31 protein-coding genes are annotated in these 16,893 nt (G+C 43.8%); all 31 read left to right on the top strand.

What is annotated here, in order from left to right; all coding sequences use genetic code 11:
• Nucleotides 1–8 precede the first annotated feature (8 nt).
• The 31 genes from leuD (at nucleotide 9) to rplQ (ending at nucleotide 16,710) form a co-directional block, all read left to right on the top strand.
• Entirely contained in the window at nucleotides 9–599 is a 591-nt protein-coding gene (gene leuD / locus BN1080_RS16695; protein WP_052654148.1) for a 3-isopropylmalate dehydratase small subunit, read from the top strand.
• Between the two features lie 234 nt (nucleotides 600–833).
• On the top strand, nucleotides 834–2,159 hold the full coding sequence (locus tag BN1080_RS16690; RefSeq protein WP_052654145.1) for a Na+/H+ antiporter family protein: 1,326 nt from the start codon (nucleotides 834–836) through the stop codon (nucleotides 2,157–2,159).
• A 255-nt stretch (nucleotides 2,160–2,414) separates the two neighbouring features.
• The gene (rpsJ, locus tag BN1080_RS16685; RefSeq protein ID WP_033542800.1) at nucleotides 2,415–2,723 is read left to right on the top strand and encodes a 30S ribosomal protein S10; all 309 of its coding nucleotides are present in this window, start codon (nucleotides 2,415–2,417) and stop codon (nucleotides 2,721–2,723) included.
• 49 nt (nucleotides 2,724–2,772) lie between these two features.
• Complete coding sequence (rplC, locus tag BN1080_RS16680) at nucleotides 2,773–3,402, top strand: 50S ribosomal protein L3 (protein WP_052654142.1); 630 nt, start codon at nucleotides 2,773–2,775, stop codon at nucleotides 3,400–3,402.
• A 28-nt stretch (nucleotides 3,403–3,430) separates the two neighbouring features.
• Nucleotides 3,431–4,054: a 50S ribosomal protein L4 gene (gene rplD, locus BN1080_RS16675; protein ID WP_052654139.1), complete on the top strand. Its 624-nt coding sequence runs from the start codon at nucleotides 3,431–3,433 to the stop codon at nucleotides 4,052–4,054.
• Nucleotides 4,054–4,338 (top strand): 50S ribosomal protein L23, encoded by a 285-nt coding sequence (rplW, locus tag BN1080_RS16670; RefSeq protein WP_052654136.1) that lies wholly within the window; start codon nucleotides 4,054–4,056, stop codon nucleotides 4,336–4,338. The genes rplD and rplW overlap by 1 nt, the downstream gene beginning before the upstream one ends.
• A gap of 48 nt (nucleotides 4,339–4,386) precedes the next feature.
• Entirely contained in the window at nucleotides 4,387–5,217 is an 831-nt protein-coding gene (gene rplB, locus BN1080_RS16665) for a 50S ribosomal protein L2 (RefSeq protein WP_052654133.1), read from the top strand.
• Nucleotides 5,218–5,277: 60 nt separating this feature from the next.
• Nucleotides 5,278–5,556: a 30S ribosomal protein S19 gene (gene rpsS, locus BN1080_RS16660; RefSeq protein WP_006828932.1), complete on the top strand. Its 279-nt coding sequence runs from the start codon at nucleotides 5,278–5,280 to the stop codon at nucleotides 5,554–5,556.
• Between the two features lie 19 nt (nucleotides 5,557–5,575).
• The gene (gene rplV / locus BN1080_RS16655) at nucleotides 5,576–5,917 is read left to right on the top strand and encodes a 50S ribosomal protein L22 (protein ID WP_052654130.1); all 342 of its coding nucleotides are present in this window, start codon (nucleotides 5,576–5,578) and stop codon (nucleotides 5,915–5,917) included.
• Between the two features lie 3 nt (nucleotides 5,918–5,920).
• A complete protein-coding gene (gene rpsC / locus BN1080_RS16650; protein ID WP_052654127.1) occupies nucleotides 5,921–6,577 on the top strand; it encodes a 30S ribosomal protein S3 in 657 nt (218 codons plus the stop codon).
• 1 nt (nucleotide 6,578) lies between these two features.
• Nucleotides 6,579–7,013 (top strand): 50S ribosomal protein L16, encoded by a 435-nt coding sequence (rplP, locus tag BN1080_RS16645; protein ID WP_052654124.1) that lies wholly within the window; start codon nucleotides 6,579–6,581, stop codon nucleotides 7,011–7,013.
• Complete coding sequence (gene rpmC / locus BN1080_RS16640; RefSeq protein ID WP_052654121.1) at nucleotides 7,003–7,203, top strand: 50S ribosomal protein L29; 201 nt, start codon at nucleotides 7,003–7,005, stop codon at nucleotides 7,201–7,203. The genes rplP and rpmC overlap by 11 nt, the downstream gene beginning before the upstream one ends.
• A gap of 24 nt (nucleotides 7,204–7,227) precedes the next feature.
• Nucleotides 7,228–7,491 carry a 30S ribosomal protein S17 gene (gene rpsQ / locus BN1080_RS16635; protein WP_052654109.1) on the top strand — a complete coding sequence of 88 codons (264 nt, stop codon included), beginning with the start codon at nucleotides 7,228–7,230 and terminating at the stop codon, nucleotides 7,489–7,491.
• A gap of 47 nt (nucleotides 7,492–7,538) precedes the next feature.
• On the top strand, nucleotides 7,539–7,907 hold the full coding sequence (gene rplN / locus BN1080_RS16630) for a 50S ribosomal protein L14 (protein ID WP_052654106.1): 369 nt from the start codon (nucleotides 7,539–7,541) through the stop codon (nucleotides 7,905–7,907).
• Between the two features lie 35 nt (nucleotides 7,908–7,942).
• Nucleotides 7,943–8,254 (top strand): 50S ribosomal protein L24, encoded by a 312-nt coding sequence (gene rplX, locus BN1080_RS16625; RefSeq protein WP_036803921.1) that lies wholly within the window; start codon nucleotides 7,943–7,945, stop codon nucleotides 8,252–8,254.
• Nucleotides 8,255–8,281: 27 nt separating this feature from the next.
• The gene (rplE, locus tag BN1080_RS16620; RefSeq protein ID WP_036803924.1) at nucleotides 8,282–8,821 is read left to right on the top strand and encodes a 50S ribosomal protein L5; all 540 of its coding nucleotides are present in this window, start codon (nucleotides 8,282–8,284) and stop codon (nucleotides 8,819–8,821) included.
• Between the two features lie 19 nt (nucleotides 8,822–8,840).
• The gene (gene rpsN / locus BN1080_RS17090; RefSeq protein WP_006828941.1) at nucleotides 8,841–9,026 is read left to right on the top strand and encodes a 30S ribosomal protein S14; all 186 of its coding nucleotides are present in this window, start codon (nucleotides 8,841–8,843) and stop codon (nucleotides 9,024–9,026) included.
• A gap of 29 nt (nucleotides 9,027–9,055) precedes the next feature.
• On the top strand, nucleotides 9,056–9,454 hold the full coding sequence (gene rpsH / locus BN1080_RS16615; RefSeq protein ID WP_052654104.1) for a 30S ribosomal protein S8: 399 nt from the start codon (nucleotides 9,056–9,058) through the stop codon (nucleotides 9,452–9,454).
• Between the two features lie 30 nt (nucleotides 9,455–9,484).
• Nucleotides 9,485–10,024 carry a 50S ribosomal protein L6 gene (rplF, locus tag BN1080_RS16610; protein ID WP_052654100.1) on the top strand — a complete coding sequence of 180 codons (540 nt, stop codon included), beginning with the start codon at nucleotides 9,485–9,487 and terminating at the stop codon, nucleotides 10,022–10,024.
• Nucleotides 10,025–10,057: 33 nt separating this feature from the next.
• Nucleotides 10,058–10,420 carry a 50S ribosomal protein L18 gene (gene rplR / locus BN1080_RS16605; RefSeq protein WP_052654097.1) on the top strand — a complete coding sequence of 121 codons (363 nt, stop codon included), beginning with the start codon at nucleotides 10,058–10,060 and terminating at the stop codon, nucleotides 10,418–10,420.
• Nucleotides 10,421–10,440: 20 nt separating this feature from the next.
• Complete coding sequence (gene rpsE / locus BN1080_RS16600) at nucleotides 10,441–10,941, top strand: 30S ribosomal protein S5 (protein WP_052654093.1); 501 nt, start codon at nucleotides 10,441–10,443, stop codon at nucleotides 10,939–10,941.
• Nucleotides 10,942–10,955: 14 nt separating this feature from the next.
• A complete protein-coding gene (gene rpmD, locus BN1080_RS16595) occupies nucleotides 10,956–11,138 on the top strand; it encodes a 50S ribosomal protein L30 (RefSeq protein WP_052654090.1) in 183 nt (60 codons plus the stop codon).
• Nucleotides 11,139–11,172: 34 nt separating this feature from the next.
• Nucleotides 11,173–11,613 carry a 50S ribosomal protein L15 gene (gene rplO, locus BN1080_RS16590; RefSeq protein ID WP_052654087.1) on the top strand — a complete coding sequence of 147 codons (441 nt, stop codon included), beginning with the start codon at nucleotides 11,173–11,175 and terminating at the stop codon, nucleotides 11,611–11,613.
• Nucleotides 11,613–12,908, top strand: coding sequence for a preprotein translocase subunit SecY (secY, locus tag BN1080_RS16585; RefSeq protein WP_052654082.1), 1,296 nt, complete (start codon nucleotides 11,613–11,615; stop codon nucleotides 12,906–12,908). Before rplO ends, secY begins: the two co-directional genes overlap by 1 nt.
• A 60-nt stretch (nucleotides 12,909–12,968) precedes the next feature.
• Nucleotides 12,969–13,622 carry an adenylate kinase gene (locus BN1080_RS16580; RefSeq protein ID WP_052654079.1) on the top strand — a complete coding sequence of 218 codons (654 nt, stop codon included), beginning with the start codon at nucleotides 12,969–12,971 and terminating at the stop codon, nucleotides 13,620–13,622.
• A 416-nt stretch (nucleotides 13,623–14,038) separates the two neighbouring features.
• Nucleotides 14,039–14,257: a translation initiation factor IF-1 gene (gene infA, locus BN1080_RS16575; protein ID WP_006828950.1), complete on the top strand. Its 219-nt coding sequence runs from the start codon at nucleotides 14,039–14,041 to the stop codon at nucleotides 14,255–14,257.
• Nucleotides 14,258–14,294: 37 nt separating this feature from the next.
• Complete coding sequence (rpmJ, locus tag BN1080_RS16570) at nucleotides 14,295–14,408, top strand: 50S ribosomal protein L36 (RefSeq protein WP_006828951.1); 114 nt, start codon at nucleotides 14,295–14,297, stop codon at nucleotides 14,406–14,408.
• A gap of 23 nt (nucleotides 14,409–14,431) precedes the next feature.
• Entirely contained in the window at nucleotides 14,432–14,797 is a 366-nt protein-coding gene (gene rpsM, locus BN1080_RS16565; protein WP_052654076.1) for a 30S ribosomal protein S13, read from the top strand.
• Nucleotides 14,798–14,822: 25 nt separating this feature from the next.
• Nucleotides 14,823–15,212, top strand: a complete 390-nt coding sequence (gene rpsK, locus BN1080_RS16560; protein ID WP_052654071.1) for a 30S ribosomal protein S11 — start codon at nucleotides 14,823–14,825, stop codon at nucleotides 15,210–15,212.
• A 130-nt stretch (nucleotides 15,213–15,342) separates the two neighbouring features.
• Nucleotides 15,343–16,287: a DNA-directed RNA polymerase subunit alpha gene (locus BN1080_RS16555; protein ID WP_052654068.1), complete on the top strand. Its 945-nt coding sequence runs from the start codon at nucleotides 15,343–15,345 to the stop codon at nucleotides 16,285–16,287.
• Nucleotides 16,288–16,335: 48 nt separating this feature from the next.
• Nucleotides 16,336–16,710 carry a 50S ribosomal protein L17 gene (gene rplQ, locus BN1080_RS16550; protein WP_052654065.1) on the top strand — a complete coding sequence of 125 codons (375 nt, stop codon included), beginning with the start codon at nucleotides 16,336–16,338 and terminating at the stop codon, nucleotides 16,708–16,710.
• Nucleotides 16,711–16,893 lie beyond the last annotated feature (183 nt).

Here is a 16,893-nt window from a genome sequence, read left to right as displayed (position 1 = left end):
GCAATAAAATGGAACCGATCAACAAAATCACAAGCGTCATGACGCCGCTTGACCGTAAAAACGTGGATACCGACCAGATCATTTCTAAAGAGTTTCTGAAGCGCATTGAACGCACCGGCTTCGGCAAATATTTATTCTACCACTGGCGGTTCCACCCGGACGGTTCGCCGATCCAAGAATTTGTGCTGAATGATCCGCGCTTCCAAGGCTCGGAAATTTTAGTGGCGCAGGAGAATTTTGGCTGCGGTTCTTCCCGTGAACATGCTCCGTGGGCCATTCTCGATTACGGTTTCCGCGTCGTCATTGCACCGAGCTATGCCGATATCTTCTATAATAACTGCGTGAAAAACGGAATTTTGCCGATTCGCTTAGAAGAACAGGAAGTCGATGAATTGATTCGGAAAGGCCAGCAGGAAGTTTTTCAATTAGACATCAATTTGGAAGAGCAGACCGTCACTGGCCAAGACGGCAGCCGATATGCTTTTTCGATTGATCCGTATTGGAAAGAAATGCTGCTCAAAGGATGGGATGAAATCGCCTTGACGATTCAATACGATTCGTATATTTCTGCCTATGAGCAAAAACAGCAGCAAGTGTAGTTAATAAAGTTGGCTGCACAAAGATAAATAGCTAGACAGTTGAACCCTTCATGAATGGAATGAAGGGTTTTTGTGTGCTTGAAAAAGGGATTACTAAGGTTAAGGAATGCGTAAAATTTTTCGGACTTTTGCTTCATTGAGAAAGAACAGCTTTACGTGTTGACAAGGCGCTAAAGGATTTGTTAATTTAAGGTGTGCGCTTTAACGCTTTAGCAAACTAAAGGAGATAAGATTATGAATGCAGTTATTGTTGCCGTCCTGGTTATGCTTGTATTGAGCTTGCTGCGGGTCAATGTGGTCTTTGCCCTATTGATCGGAGCGCTCGCAGGTGGAGTCAGCGGCGGGTTATCATTTATGGATACCGTGGCATCATTTACCGACGGGTTAGGGGCTGGGGCCACCATCGCCCTCAGCTACGCCATGCTCGGCGGATTTGCAGTGGCCATTTCAAGAACGGGAATTCCAGAACTTCTGGTAGGTGGCGTATTGAAGCTAGTCAATAAAGAAGGAGAAGCGACGCGGCAAAACCTGGCGAAAGCACTGATCATTTTGGCTTTGCTGGTTATGGCGATTTTTTCTCAAAACGTCATTCCGATCCACATTGCTTTTGTTCCACTCTTAGTACCGCCGATTTTGCACATTTTAAACGAACTGCGGATCGACCGCCGCTTGATCGCTTCCGTGTTGACATTCGGTTTGACCGCTCCGTATATTTTATTGCCTTACGGCTTCGGCTTATTGTTCCACGAAATCATCGCGAAGCAAATGGAGCTTGCCGGCTTGCCGATTGATATGGCAGATATTCCAAAAGCGATGGCGATTCCGGTCGGCGGTATGGTCGTCGGTTTAGCAGTAGCGGTATTTATCTCATACCGCAAGCCTCGGGACTACAATGAACCGACAACAAGTATTATAGAAGAAACTCAAAACAAAACGGCTTCGAAGAAAGATATCGTTGTGACACTTCTTGCACTTGCAGCGGCACTATACGGGCAGATCGAAACGGATTCGATGCTCATCGGAGCGCTTGCCGGCATCGTAGTCCTTTATCTGTTCGGAGCGATGAAGTGGCGCGAAGCAGACGACGTACTGACAGCTGGAATGCGGATGATGGCTTTCATCGGCTTCGTCATGATTTCTGCCAACGGGTTTGCTTCTGTCATCCAAGCGACAGGAGCGGTGGAGCCGCTCGTCGAAAGCGTCGCGGATTTATTTGCAGGCAATAAAGGAGTCGCTGCGCTCGTCATGCTGATCGTCGGGTTAGTCGTTACGATGGGCATCGGTTCATCATTTGCTACCATCCCGATCATCGCTGCTATCTTCGTGCCGCTTAGCATGGAGTTCGGATTTTCAACAATTGCCATCATCGCTTTAATCGGCACAGCGGGAGCGCTTGGAGACGCGGGATCGCCGGCATCCGATTCAACGCTCGGGCCGACTGCCGGACTGAACGCGGACGGACAGCACAATCATATTTGGGATACATGCGTGCCAACCTTTATCCACTACAATATTCCGCTCGTAATTTTCGGCTGGATTGCCGTCATGTTACTCGCTTAAGATTAAAATGTTCGGACTATTAGCGTATGTGTTGAACTCTCCAAAAATCCTGTTATACTAATAAAAGCGAATTGAAAAGAATTTCGTGGAAACACTTGCGGAATTCTTTTTTCTTTTGTATAATGGTGAATGTTGGTCTTTGACTGCGATGAAGCGAGAGGTTACTGATACACCCGGCCGCTTTGCCATGGCGAGTGTGCAGAAAATTTTCGTGGAGAATGTCTATCAAAAATAGGCGAAAAGGGAGGGAAAATAATGGCAAAACAAAAAATTCGTATCCGTTTAAAAGCATATGATCACAGAATTCTAGATCAGTCTGCTGAGAAAATTGTGGAAACAGCTAAACGTTCAGGTGCTAGTGTATCGGGTCCAATCCCGTTGCCAACTGAAAAGTCGGTTTACACAATCTTACGTTCAGTCCACATCTATAAAGATTCTCGTGAGCAATTCGAAATGCGCACACACAAACGTCTAATCGATATCGTTAACCCAACACCACAAACTGTGGATGCGTTGATGAAACTGGATTTACCGTCCGGCGTAGACATTGAAATTAAACTTTAATCGGTAAACGAAATAGAAAAACACAAATATTATCAGGAGGTGTGACAACATGACCAAAGGAATCTTAGGTAGAAAAATCGGTATGACGCAAGTTTTTGCTGAGAACGGTGATTTAATCCCTGTAACTGTAATTGAAGCTGCTCCAAACGTAGTGCTTCAAAAGAAAACAGTTGAGGTTGACGGCTACGAAGCAATCCAGTTAGGTTTTGAAGACAAGCGCGAAAAGCTTTCTAACAAACCTGCTAAAGGACACGTAGCTAAAGCGAACACTGCTCCTAAGCGCTTCATTCGCGAACTTCGCAATGTAAACTTAGCTGATTACGAGGTTGGTCAAGAAGTCAAAGTAGATGTATTCGCAGAAGGCGATGTAGTAGATGTCACAGGTACAACAAAAGGTAAAGGTTTCCAAGGTGTTATCAAACGCCACGGACAATCACGCGGGCCAATGGCTCACGGTTCACGTTACCACCGTCGTCCTGGATCAATGGGTCCGGTTGCTCCAAACCGTGTATTCAAACAGAAGAAATTACCTGGTCAAATGGGCGGAACAACAATTACAATCCAAAACTTGCAGATCGTGCGTGTTGATACGGATCGTAACTTGCTTCTAATCAAAGGTAATGTTCCTGGATCTCGCAAAGCACTTATCCGAGTAAAATCGGCTATTAAAGCGAAATAATATTTTTAACTGAAAGGAGGAAACAGGAATGCCTAAAGTAGCTTTATTAAATCAAACAGGTTCACAAGTGGGCGACATCGAATTGAATGATTTCGTATTCGGTATCGAACCAAATGAAGCCGTGTTATTTGACGCTGTAATCGCTCAACGCGCTTCACTTCGTCAAGGTAACCATAAAGTAAAAAATCGTTCTGAGGTAGCAGGCGGCGGTAAAAAACCATGGCGCCAAAAAGGAACTGGACGTGCGCGTCAAGGTTCTATCCGTTCACCACAATGGCGCGGAGGCGGTATCGTTTTCGGACCGACACCACGCAGCTACAGCTATAAATTGCCTAAGAAAGTCCGTCGCTTAGCTTTACGCTCTGCACTTTCATCAACAGTAGTTGGAGAAAAATTGATGGTACTTGAAGGGTTAACATTCGATGCACCAAAAACAAAAGCATTTACTCAATTGATCTCAGATCTTTCAATCGGTAAAAAAGCTTTGTTCGTAACTGCTGACCCGGATGAAAACGTAGCATTATCTGCTCGCAACATCCAAGGTATGACAGTGGTAGCAGCGACTGGCATCAACGTTTTAGACTTGCTTGGACATGACAAAGTTGTTATGACAAAAGCAGCAATCGAAAAAATTGAGGAGGTGCTTAGTTAATGGAAGCACGTGATATTTTAAAGCGTCCGGTCATTACTGAGCGTTCTTCTGAAGTAATGGCAGATAAGAAGTACACTTTCGAAGTGGACACTCGCGCTAACAAAACACAAGTTAAACATGCAGTTCAAGAAATCTTCGGAGTTCAAGTTGAGAAAGTCAACATCATGAACTACAAAGGGAAATTCAAACGCATGGGCAAACACGCAGGATACACTAACAAACGCCGCAAAGCGATCGTTAAATTGACTGCTGCATCTAAAGACATCGAATTATTCGAGATTTAATTCTCATAAGTTCTTTTAGGAACTAATAAAAGAAGGAGGGGACACAACGTGGGGATTAGAAAATATAAACCTACCACAAACGGTCGTCGTAACATGACAACTTCGGATTTCGCTGAAATCACTACGAACAAGCCGGAAAAATCGCTTTTGCAACCAACGAAGCGTAAAGGCGGCCGTAATAACCAAGGTAAAATCACTGTACGCCACCACGGTGGTGGACATAAACGTCAATACCGTGTCATCGATTTCAAACGTAACAAAGATGGCATTCCAGGACGCGTTGCTACAATCGAGTACGATCCAAACCGCTCTGCAAACATCGCATTGATTCATTATGCTGATGGTGAAAAACGTTACATTTTGGCTCCTAAAGGAATCGAAGTTGGAACGCAGATCATGTCAGGCGTAGAAGCTGATATCAAAGCAGGTAACGCTTTGCCACTATCAAACATCCCAATGGGTTCTACAATCCATAACATTGAATTGAAGCCAGGCGGAGGCGGACAATTAGTACGCTCTGCAGGAACTTCAGCTCAGGTGCTTGGTAAAGAAGGCAAATACGTAACTGTACGTTTGCAATCAGGAGAAGTTCGCATGATCCTTGCTACTTGCCGTGCTACTATCGGTTCAGTTGGTAACGAACAACACGAATTGATCAACATTGGTAAAGCAGGACGTAATCGCTGGAAAGGCAATCGCCCAACAGTTCGTGGTTCTGTAATGAACCCTAACGATCACCCACACGGTGGTGGTGAAGGACGTTCGCCAATCGGACGCAAATCACCAATGTCTCCATGGGGCAAACCGACTCTTGGATACAAAACACGCAAGAAAACGAACAAGTCAGACAAGTTCATCGTGCGTCGTCGTAAAAAATAATTTGATTCCGCTGCGGTTCGCCAAAAGAGCCGTGGTGCAATCACGAAGGGAGGATCCCAAATGGGTCGCAGCTTGAAAAAAGGACCTTTTGTTGATGATCATCTTATGAAAAAAGTTGAAGCACAAAAGGACTCTGAGAAAAAACAAGTGATTAAAACGTGGTCTCGCCGTTCTACAATTTTCCCGACATTTATCGGACAAACAATTGCAGTCTACGATGGTCGCAAACACATTCCCGTATACGTAACAGAAGATATGGTAGGCCATAAACTTGGTGAATTTGCTCCAACACGCAAATACGCAAGCCATGGTGCAGACGATAAGAAAACAAGACGTTAATTGAGAGGAGGATTTCCCTATGCAAGCAAAAGCTGTCGCTAGAACAGTACGTATTGCTCCTCGTAAAGTCCGTTTAGTAGTAGATTTAATCCGAGGCAAGCAAATTGGCGAAGCCGTTGCGATTTTACAGCACACTCCGAAAGCATCATCTATTGTTGTTGAGAAGTTACTAAAATCTGCAGCTGCTAACGCTGAACACAACTACGAAATGAACCTGGACAACTTGATCGTTAGCGAAGTATTCGTTGATGAAGGTCCAACATTGAAACGTTTCCGTCCACGTGCAATGGGACGCGCAAGCGCAATCAACAAACGTACAAGCCACATCACTTTAGTGGTATCTGAGAAGAAGGAGGGATAATTCGTGGGACAAAAAATACATCCAATCGGGATGCGTATCGGAATCATTCGTGACTGGGAGTCAAAATGGTACGCTGAAAAAGACTATGCGACACTTCTTCACGAAGATATTAAAATCCGTGAATACATCGAAACACGTTTGAAAGAAGCTTCAGTTTCTAAAGTTGAAATCGAACGCGCTGCAAACCGTGTAAACGTAACAATTCACACTGCGAAACCAGGTATGGTAATTGGTAAAGGTGGTTCTGAAGTAGAAGTACTTCGCAAACAACTGAACTCAATGACTGGCAAGCGTGTACACATCAACATCATTGAAATCAAAAGAGCTGACCTTGATGCGAGACTAGTTGCTGAAAGTGTAGCACGTCAATTGGAAAACCGCGTGTCTTTCCGCCGTGCACAAAAACAAGCAATCCAGCGCACTATGCGTTCTGGCGCTAAAGGGATCAAAACTCAAGTATCTGGACGTCTAGGCGGCGCTGACATTGCGCGTGCTGAACACTACAGTGAAGGTACTGTTCCGCTCCATACGCTTCGTGCTGATATCGACTATGCACATGCTGAAGCAGACACTACTTACGGCAAACTTGGCGTAAAAGTATGGATCTACCGCGGTGAAGTCCTTCCAACTAAGAAGAAATCTGAGGAAGGAGGCAAATAATATGTTAATGCCTAAACGCGTTAAATATCGTCGTGAGCACCGTGGCAAGATGCGCGGAGAAGCTAAAGGCGGCAAAGAAATCGCATTCGGTGAATTTGGTCTCCAAGCTTTAGAATCATCTTGGATCACAAACCGCCAAATTGAAGCAGCACGTATTTCCATGACTCGTTACATGAAACGTGGCGGTAAAGTCTGGATTAAAATCTTCCCACATAAGCCATATACGAAAAAGCCTCTTGAGGTTCGTATGGGATCCGGTAAAGGTTCACCTGAAGGCTGGGTAGCAGTAGTAAAAACAGGTAAAATTATGTTTGAACTTGCAGGAGTATCAGAAGAAGTGGCACGCGAAGCATTGCGCCTTGCATCTCACAAACTTCCGATCAAAACGAAGTTCGTAAAACGCGAAGAAATTGGTGGTGAATCGAATGAAAGCTAAAGAAATCCGTGACTTAACCACTGCTGAAATCGAACAAAAAGTGAAATCACTGAAAGAAGAGCTTTTCAACCTTCGCTTCCAATTGGCTACTGGTCAATTAGAAAATACTGCTCGCATCCGCGAAGTACGTAAAGCGATTGCCCGTATGAAAACTGTGATTCATGAAAGAGAAATCAGTGGAACTAACTGATAATTCGAGAGGAGGTTTGCAAGTATGACTGAGCGTAACCAACGCAAAGTATACACAGGCCGTGTTGTGTCTGACAAAATGGACAAAACCGTTACAGTAATGGTTGAAACTCAAAAGAAGCACGCACTTTATGGCAAACGTGTAAAATACTCTAAGAAATTCAAAGCTCATGACGAGCAAAACGAAGCTAAAATGGGCGACATCGTTCGCATCATGGAAACTCGTCCGCTATCAGCTACTAAACGTTTCCGCGTATTGGAAATTGTAGAAAAAGCGGTTATTATCTAATTTAAATAATTTCGGAATCTAAGAAATTCCGAAGGGAGGTAACCTAAGTGATCCAACAGGAAAGTCGTTTAAAAGTTGCAGACAACTCGGGTGCTCGTGAAGTACTAGCGATTAAAGTACTTGGTGGTTCTGGTCGCAAGACTGCAAACATCGGTGACGTAATCGTTTGTACCGTGAAAAAAGCAACACCAGGTGGCGTTGTTAAGAAAGGTGAAGTCGTTAAGGCTGTCATCGTTCGCACGAAAAGCGGAGCTCGCCGTAAAGACGGTACTTACATCAAATTTGATGAAAATGCATGTGTTATCATTCGTGACGACAAAGGTCCACGCGGAACACGTATTTTCGGACCTGTTGCACGCGAACTACGCGACAACAGTTTCATGAAGATCGTTTCACTTGCTCCTGAAGTTCTTTAATAAATCAATGTGCCATACCAAGGAGGTGCGACAGAATGCATGTTAAAAAAGGCGATACAGTTAAGGTAATCTCAGGTAAAGACAAAGGCAAAACAGGTGTTGTTTTAGCTGCTCTACCTAAGAAAGACCGCGTGCTTGTTGAAGGTATCAATATCATCAAAAAGCACACAAAACCGAACCAGGCAAACCCACAAGGTGGAATTGTCAGCCAAGAAGCAGCAATTCACGTTTCTAACGTTATGTTACTTGACCCTAAATCCGGCGAGCCGACTCGTGTAGGATACAAGGTTGAAGATGGTAAAAAAGTTCGTGTTGCAAAAAAATCCGGTGAAAAATTAGATAAATAAAATTCCTGAATGAAGGGAGGTACACACATGAACCGCCTAAAAGAAAAATATGTGAATGAAATCACTCCTGCTCTAGTGAGCAAGTTTGAATATAAATCAGTAATGCAAACACCGAAAGTTGATAAAATCGTTATCAACATGGGTGTAGGCGAAGCTGTTCAAAACACTAAGTCACTTGACTCAGCTGTTGAAGAATTACAAACGATCACTGGTCAAAAACCAGTTATTACTAAAGCTAAGAAATCTATCGCTGGCTTCCGTCTTCGTGAAGGTATGCCAATCGGATGTAAAGTTACACTACGCGGAGAGCGTATGTATGACTTCCTGGATAAATTGATTGCTATCTCACTTCCACGTGTTCGTGACTTCCGTGGGGTTTCGAAGAAATCTTTCGACGGCCGCGGCAACTACACACTTGGTGTGAAAGAACAGTTAATCTTCCCTGAAATCGATTATGATAAAGTTTCGAAAGTACGCGGTATGGACATCGTAATTGTAACAACTGCGAACTCTGATGAAGAAGCTCGTGAGTTATTAACACAATTCGGAATGCCGTTCCAAAAGTAAATATGAGGGAGGCGTAAACGTGGCTAAAAAATCTATGATCGCAAAACAAAAACGCACGCCAAAGTTTAAAGTACAAGAGTACACACGCTGTGAAAGATGCGGACGTCCGCATTCAGTATTACGCAAATTTAAACTTTGCCGTATTTGTTTCCGTGAACTTGCATATGTGGGACAAATTCCTGGCGTGAAAAAAGCCAGCTGGTAATCCCCTAATTTGGGAAGGAGGTAAATGTAATGACAATGACAGATCCGATTGCAGACATGCTGACACGCATCCGTAATGCGAACATGGTTCGTCACGAAAAATTAGAGCTTCCGGCTTCTAATGTGAAAAAAGAAATCGCTGAAGTTCTTAAGCGTGAAGGTTTCGTTCGTGACGTTGAGTACGTTGAGGATGACAAACAAGGCATGATCCGCATTTTCTTAAAATACGGTGCTAACAACGAACGCGTTATTACTGGTTTGAAACGTATTTCTAAACCAGGACTACGTGTATATGCTAAAACTGATGAGGTGCCACGCGTACTAAACGGTCTTGGTATCGCTTTAGTCTCTACATCACAAGGTTTGGTAACTGATAAAGAAGCCCGCGCGAAAAAAATCGGCGGAGAAATCATAGCATACGTTTGGTAATAAACAACAAACGAATGGAGGTGCAACAGAATGTCACGTGTAGGTAAAAAACCAATTGAGGTTCCTGCTAACGTTACGATCACTATTGCTGACAATAACGTCGTAACTGTAAAAGGCCCTAAAGGCGAGTTAACTCGTACTTTCAATAAAGATATTGCAATTACAGTAGAAGAAAACGTGCTAACAGCGACACGTCCTTCAGATTCTAAAGAACACCGCACAATCCACGGTACAACTCGTGCTTTGTTAGCGAACATGGTTCAAGGAGTTTCAGAAGGATTCGAGCGTGCGCTTGAATTAGTCGGTGTAGGTTATCGTGCACAATTACAAGGCCAGAAGCTAGTTCTTAACGTTGGATACTCTCACCCGGTAGAATTCACTCCGGAAGAAGGAGTCCAAGTTGAAGTTCCTGCTAACACGAAGGTCGTTGTAAAAGGAATCGACAAAGAACGCGTTGGAGCTCTTGCTTCAAACATCCGTCAAACACGTCCGCCAGAGCCGTATAAAGGCAAAGGTATCCGTTATGAAGGAGAAGTTGTTCGCCGCAAAGAAGGTAAAACAGGTAAATAATGCTGCTTAGGCAGGCTGAAAGGAGTGACCTCAGTGATTACGAAACTCGATAAAAACGCATCTCGTAAAAAGCGTCATGCACGCGTACGTTCTAAAATTACGGGTACAGCAGAACGCCCACGTTTAAACGTATTCCGTTCAAATAAATACATTTATGCTCAATTGATCGACGATACTAAAGGCGTTACACTTGTTAGTGCTTCATCTATGGAAAAAGATTTCACAGGCGAATCTACTGGCAACGTAGAAGCTGCTGCAAAAATCGGCGAAACAATCGCTAAACGTGCAACTGAACAAGGCTTGAACTCAATCGTTTTCGACCGCGGTGGTTATTTATATCACGGACGTATCAAAGCTCTTGCAGAAGCAGCACGTGAAAACGGTTTACAATTTTAAAAGAAGGAGGGACACATTTCATGCGTCGTATTGATCCAAACAAACTTGAACTTGAAGAACGCGTAGTTACGATTAACCGCGTAGCGAAAGTTGTAAAAGGTGGACGTCGTTTCCGTTTCTCCGCATTAGTTGTTGTAGGCGACAAAAATGGTAAAGTCGGTTTTGGTACTGGTAAAGCACAAGAAGTTCCAGATGCAATCCGTAAAGCTATTGAAGATGCGAAGAAAAACTTAATCGAAGTACCAATGGTTAAAGGTACTACTCCACACTTAGTAACTGGTCGTTTTGGTGCAGGCCAAATTCTTATCAAACCAGCTTCACCTGGTACTGGAGTTATTGCAGGCGGACCTGTTCGTGCGGTACTTGAATTAGCTGGAGTACAAGACATCTTGTCTAAATCTCTAGGTTCAAGCACACCAATCAACATGGTACGTGCTACTATTAACGGTTTAACTCAACTGAAGAGCGCTGATGAAGTTGCAAAACTTCGCGGTAAAACTACAGAAGAGCTATTAGGATAAGGAGGGAAAATTACATGGCTACTAAACTAGAAATTACCCTCACAAAATCAGTAATCGGTTCAAAACCAGCACAACGTAAAGTTGTTCAAGCTTTGGGCTTGCGTAAAATGCATCAAACAGTTGAGCAGCAAGATAATGCCGCTATCCGTGGCATGATCACAAAAGTCGCTCACTTAGTAACTATCAAAGAAGTTTAATCCCTGATTTCTATAGAAGGAGGTGCCAAACCACATGAAACTTCATGAATTAAAACCAGCAGAAGGTTCACGCAGTTCTAGAAAGCGTATCGGACGCGGTATCGGTTCAGGTACTGGTAAAACAGCAGGTAAAGGTCATAAAGGACAAAACGCACGTTCAGGCGGCGGAGTTCGTCCTGGATTCGAGGGTGGACAAAACCCATTGTTCCGTCGTTTGCCTAAACGTGGATTTACGAACATTAACCGTAAAGACTACGCTATTGTGAACCTTGATGTATTGAACCGTTTCGACGAAGGCACAGAAATTACACCTGCATTGTTAATCGAATCAGGTGTCGTGAGCAACGAACGTTCAGGTATCAAGATTCTTGGTAACGGAAGCTTAGAGAAAAAATTGACTGTTAAAGCTCACAAATTCTCTGGATCAGCTAAGGAAGCAATCGAAGCTGCTGGCGGACAAACTGAGGTGCTTTAATGTTTCAGACAATCTCCAATTTTATGCGCGTGACTGATATTCGAAATAAAATCATCTTTACATTACTGATGCTCATCATTTTTCGTATCGGAACTTTCATTCCGGTACCGAATGTTGATGCGGATGTACTGCAAGCTACCGATCAAGCTGGCTTGATTGGATTCTTAAATACTTTCGGTGGTGGCGCCCTTGCTAACTTCTCGATTTTAGCAATGGGAATTATGCCATACATTACAGCATCGATTATCGTGCAATTATTGCAGATGGATGTTGTACCGAAATTTGCTGAGTGGGCGAAACAAGGAGAAGTCGGAAGACGGAAACTTGCTCAATTCACTCGCTACTTCACAATTGTATTAGCCTTTATCCAAGCGATTGGAATGTCTTACGGGTTTAACCAAATTTATGGTGGCTCTTTGATTCAAGATGACTCGATTATGACGTATGTGGTAATCGCGATTGTCTTAACTGGCGGTACAGCGTTTCTACTGTGGCTTGGTGAGCAGATTACGGCAAAAGGTGTGGGGAACGGTATTTCGATTATCATCTTCGCTGGGATTGTCGCTGCAATACCTGGAGCTATCAACCAATTATATGCACAGCAAATTGAAGGGGCTGGCGATCAGCTTCCAATCAATATCGCTATCATGGCGTTGCTTGCATTAGCAGTTGTTGCTGTTACCGTATTGGTTATTTATGTTCAGCAAGCGCTGCGCAAAATTCCAATCCAGTATGCAAAACGAGTTGCTGGCCGTGGCCAAACAACGAGTGCACAACAGACGCATTTGCCTTTGAAAGTAAACGCGGCCGGAGTTATCCCGGTAATCTTCGCAGTGGCGTTCCTTATTACGCCGCAAACCATCGCTTCTTTCTTTGGTGCCAACGCGTTTACGGATGCAATTCAGAATACATTTGATTATACGCGTCCGGTCGGCATGATCATTTATGTCGCTTTGATCGTAGCATTCACTTACTTCTATGCATTCATTCAGGTAAACCCTGAAAACGTGTCGGACAACTTGAAAAAGCAAGGTGCTTATATTCCAGGAATCCGTCCGGGTAAAAATACGCAAGATTATTTAACAAGTGTGTTGTACCGTTTAACATTTGTCGGCGCTATCTTCTTGGCACTGATTGCTGTAATGCCAATTTTATTCATCAACCTTGCGGGCTTGCCCCAATCGGCACAAATTGGCGGAACGAGTCTTCTGATTGTCGTAGGTGTAGCACTTGAGACAATGAAACAACTGGAATCTCAACTTGTTAAACGTCATTATAAAGGCTTTATGAAATAATCAATGGGCGCTTAGGAACGTGAAGACGTTCCTTGTCCAATTGTCTGAGGGGGCAAACGTATGAATATCGTATTAATGGGTCTGCCTGGTGCCGGCAAAGGCACTCAAGCAGACAAAATTGTTGAGAAGTACGACATCCCTCATATTTCTACAGGTGATATGTTTCGCGCTGCTATCAAAGGTGGAACGGAACTAGGCTTGGAAGCAAAATCGTTCATGGATAAGGGTGCATTAGTACCTGATGAAGTGACTATCGGTATTGTCCGTGAGCGTCTTAGCGCTGCGGATTGTGCAGAAGGCTTTCTATTAGACGGCTTTCCGCGTACAGTCCCACAAGCTGAAGCGCTGGAATCTCTTCTTGCTGATCTCGGCAAAAGAATCGAGCATGTCGTAAACATCCAAGTTGAACAAGACGAACTTGTCAAACGATTAACGGGTCGCCGTATCTGTAAAGTTTGTGGAACTGCTTACCATCTTGTTTTCAATCCTCCTCAAGTTGAGGGTGTGTGCGATAAAGACGGCGGCGAACTCTACCAACGTGCAGACGACAATCCAGAAACCGTCACAAACCGTTTAGAAGTAAATATCCAACAAACTCAGCCGCTTCTTGATTTCTATGAAAGCAAAGGCGTGTTGAAAAATATAAATGGACAGCAGGACATTCAAAAAGTATTTGCTGACATTGATGCTCTTCTAAAGGGCGACCGAGGCTAAATCTTCGGCGCCGGGCGCAGTTAGTTGCCTCCATGTGGCTTTAAGGAGCACCGGAGATATGAATTTTCGAGAGCTGCAAAAGCATAAAATGCCTGGTTATATGAAATCCGGTGCAGATTGCTCCAGACCAAGTCTGAACCGTGCAATCCCGCACTGGAAATAGTATAATGGGTTTCGTGGAAGCATCTGTGTAACGGGTTTGGAACTCATCCTAGGCAGTCCGGGCGGCCGAGGATTCATGAGGCAGACTGGCTTAACCGGATTACCCCCTATTCGCTGCTATGCGGAAAGCGGAACTCGGAGACTGTCTTTCAACTGTCACTCATGCATTCCTGGTGAATGAATACTATTATTCAATCAGCAAATACTGTTTGAAGATGAGAACCTGATTTGTATACAGAAGGGAGACTGGGTCGATGGCGAAAGACGATGTAATTGAAATCGAAGGAACAGTCGTTGAGACTTTGCCTAACGCGATGTTTAAAGTGGAACTGGAGAACGGCCATACGATTCTTGCGCATGTATCTGGCAAGATCCGCATGCACTTCATCCGCATTCTGCCAGGAGATAAAGTTACAGTGGAACTCTCTCCTTACGATTTAACACGCGGTCGTATCACATACCGTTTTAAATAATCTTTTGCACTCCGGACTACTAAGGAGGTTGGGTTAGATGAAAGTGAGACCATCTGTGAAACCGATCTGCGAAAAATGTAAAGTTATTCGCAGAAACGGTAAAGTAATGGTAATCTGTGAAAATCCGAAACATAAACAAAGACAAGGCTAATAAGAAGGAGGTGCATCATACACATGGCACGTATTGCTGGTGTTGATATTCCGCGCGACAAACGCGTTGTTATTTCATTAACATACATTTTCGGTGTTGGTAAAACTACTGCTCAGAAAGTACTTGCAGGAGCTGGTATCTCAGAAGATACTCGCGTTCGCGATCTTACTGAAGACGAGTTGAACAATATCCGTGAACAATTGGATCAATACAAAATTGAAGGTGACCTTCGCCGTGAAGTTTCAATGAACATCAAACGCTTGATGGAAATTGCTAGCTTCCGAGGTATCCGCCACCGTCGTGGACTTCCAGTTCGCGGACAAAATACGAAGAACAATGCGCGTACGCGTAAAGGTCCTCGTAAAACTGTAGCTAACAAGAAAAAATAATCAGTAAAGGAGGTTTCTTCTTAACATGGCACGTAAACAACAAACTCGTAAGCGTCGTGTGAAAAAGAATATCGAATCAGGTATTGCTCACATCCGCTCAACATTTAACAACACAATTGTTACGATTACCGATATGCAAGGGAACGCAGTATCATGGTCAAGCGCTGGTGCTCTAGGATTTAGAGGTTCACGTAAATCTACACCTTTCGCTGCTCAAATGGCTGCAGAAACCGCTGCTAAAACGTCAATCGAACATGGTCTTAAAACTTTAGAAGTTACTGTTAAAGGTCCTGGTTCAGGCCGTGAAGCTGCAATTCGTGCACTTCAAGCTGCTGGACTAGAAGTTACTGCAATCAGAGACGTAACGCCAGTTCCTCATAACGGTTGCCGTCCGCCTAAACGCCGTCGCGTGTAATCGTTAATTCTGAATGGGATTTTTGAACATCACGACTTGCTGGATGGATCTAAATCGTAACGAAAGTCTGTGACTATCGAATTCTTGATGAAACGAAAAAACACCGACGTTTTGAAGGAGGGTAAAATGAATGCTCGAAATAGAAAAACCAAAGATTGAAACGGTTGAGATCAGCAATGATGCCAAATTCGGCAAGTTCGTTGTTGAACCTCTTGAGCGTGGATATGGAACCACTTTAGGAAACTCCTTACGTCGAATCTTACTTTCATCTTTACCAGGCGCTGCTGTGACTTCAATTCAAATTGATGGTGTGTTGCACGAATTCTCCACTGTTGAAGGTGTAGAAGAAGATGTTGCGTCAATCATTTTGAACATAAAGAAACTGGCTCTTAAAATTTACTCTGACGAAGAAAAAGTCATTGAAATTGATGTTAAAGGTGATGGAACGGTTACGGCTGCAGATATCACTCACGATAGTGACGTGGAAATTCTGAATCCGGATCTATATATTGCATCAATCGCTAAAGGTGGCCATCTCCGTATGCGCATGTATGCGAACAGAGGCCGCGGATATGCCCGTGCAGATCAGAACAAACGTGAAGATCTTCCGATCGGCGTTATCCCGATTGACTCTATTTACACTCCAGTTTCACGCGTTAATTTCCAAGTAGAAAATACTCGAGTAGGTCAACTCGCTAATTTCGATAAATTATCTCTTGATGTTTGGACAGATGGAAGCATTGGTCCAAAAGAGGCAATTGCACTTGGGGCAAAAATTTTCACTGAGCACTTAAACATTTTCGTTGGTTTGACTGATGAGGCACAAACGGCTGAAATCATGGTTGAAAAAGAAGAAGACCAAAAAGAAAAAGTCTTGGAAATGACAATTGAAGAACTTGATCTTTCGGTTCGCTCTTACAACTGCTTAAAACGTGCGGGTATCAATACGGTACACGAATTGGCAAGCAAGTCGGAAGACGACATGATGAAAGTCCGCAACCTTGGACGCAAATCACTAGAAGAAGTTAAAGTGAAGTTGGAAGATTTAGGACTAGGCCTTCGCAAAGAAGACTGATTGCCTTGAATTCTAATCCGAACTATTCAACAAAGGAGGGAAACTTCAATGAGAAAGCTTCAACGTACAAGTTCTCAACGTAAAGCACTATTACGTGACCTTACAACAGACTTAATCGTACACGAACGCATTCAAACGACTGAAGCTCGTGCGAAAGAAGTGCGTTCAACTGTAGAAAAAATGATTACGCTTGGCAAACGTGGAGATATCCATGCACGCCGTAAAGCTGCAGCATATATTCGTCGTGAGCTAGTAACATCTACGGATGCAGAAGGTAACGAAAACACAATCTTTGCTTTGCAAAAATTGTTTGATGACGTTGCTCCACGCTACGCAGAACGCCAAGGCGGTTACACACGCATCATGAAAATGGGGCCTCGTCGCGGAGACGGCGCACCGATCGTTATTATTGAATTAGTTTAATTTGAATTACGGGGAGAGGGTTAACGCCCTCTTCTTTTAGCATAATGATTTATACGACATATATGAAAAGCTGAGTGTTATGATGAGCGAGCTGAAAGGCGGCGTCTTGTCTAGCTCTACGCACCTCATTCAACCCTGGCTTAAGCAACCGGGGAGCCATAGAGACAGAAAAGCGCATTTCTC

The sequence above is a fragment of the Planococcus massiliensis genome (genome assembly GCF_000821325.1).
GTDB classification, from domain to species: domain Bacteria; phylum Bacillota; class Bacilli; order Bacillales_A; family Planococcaceae; genus Planococcus; species Planococcus ruber.
The sequence above is the reverse complement of the archived record's forward strand: the minus strand, read 5'-3'. Positions and strand labels throughout refer to the sequence as shown.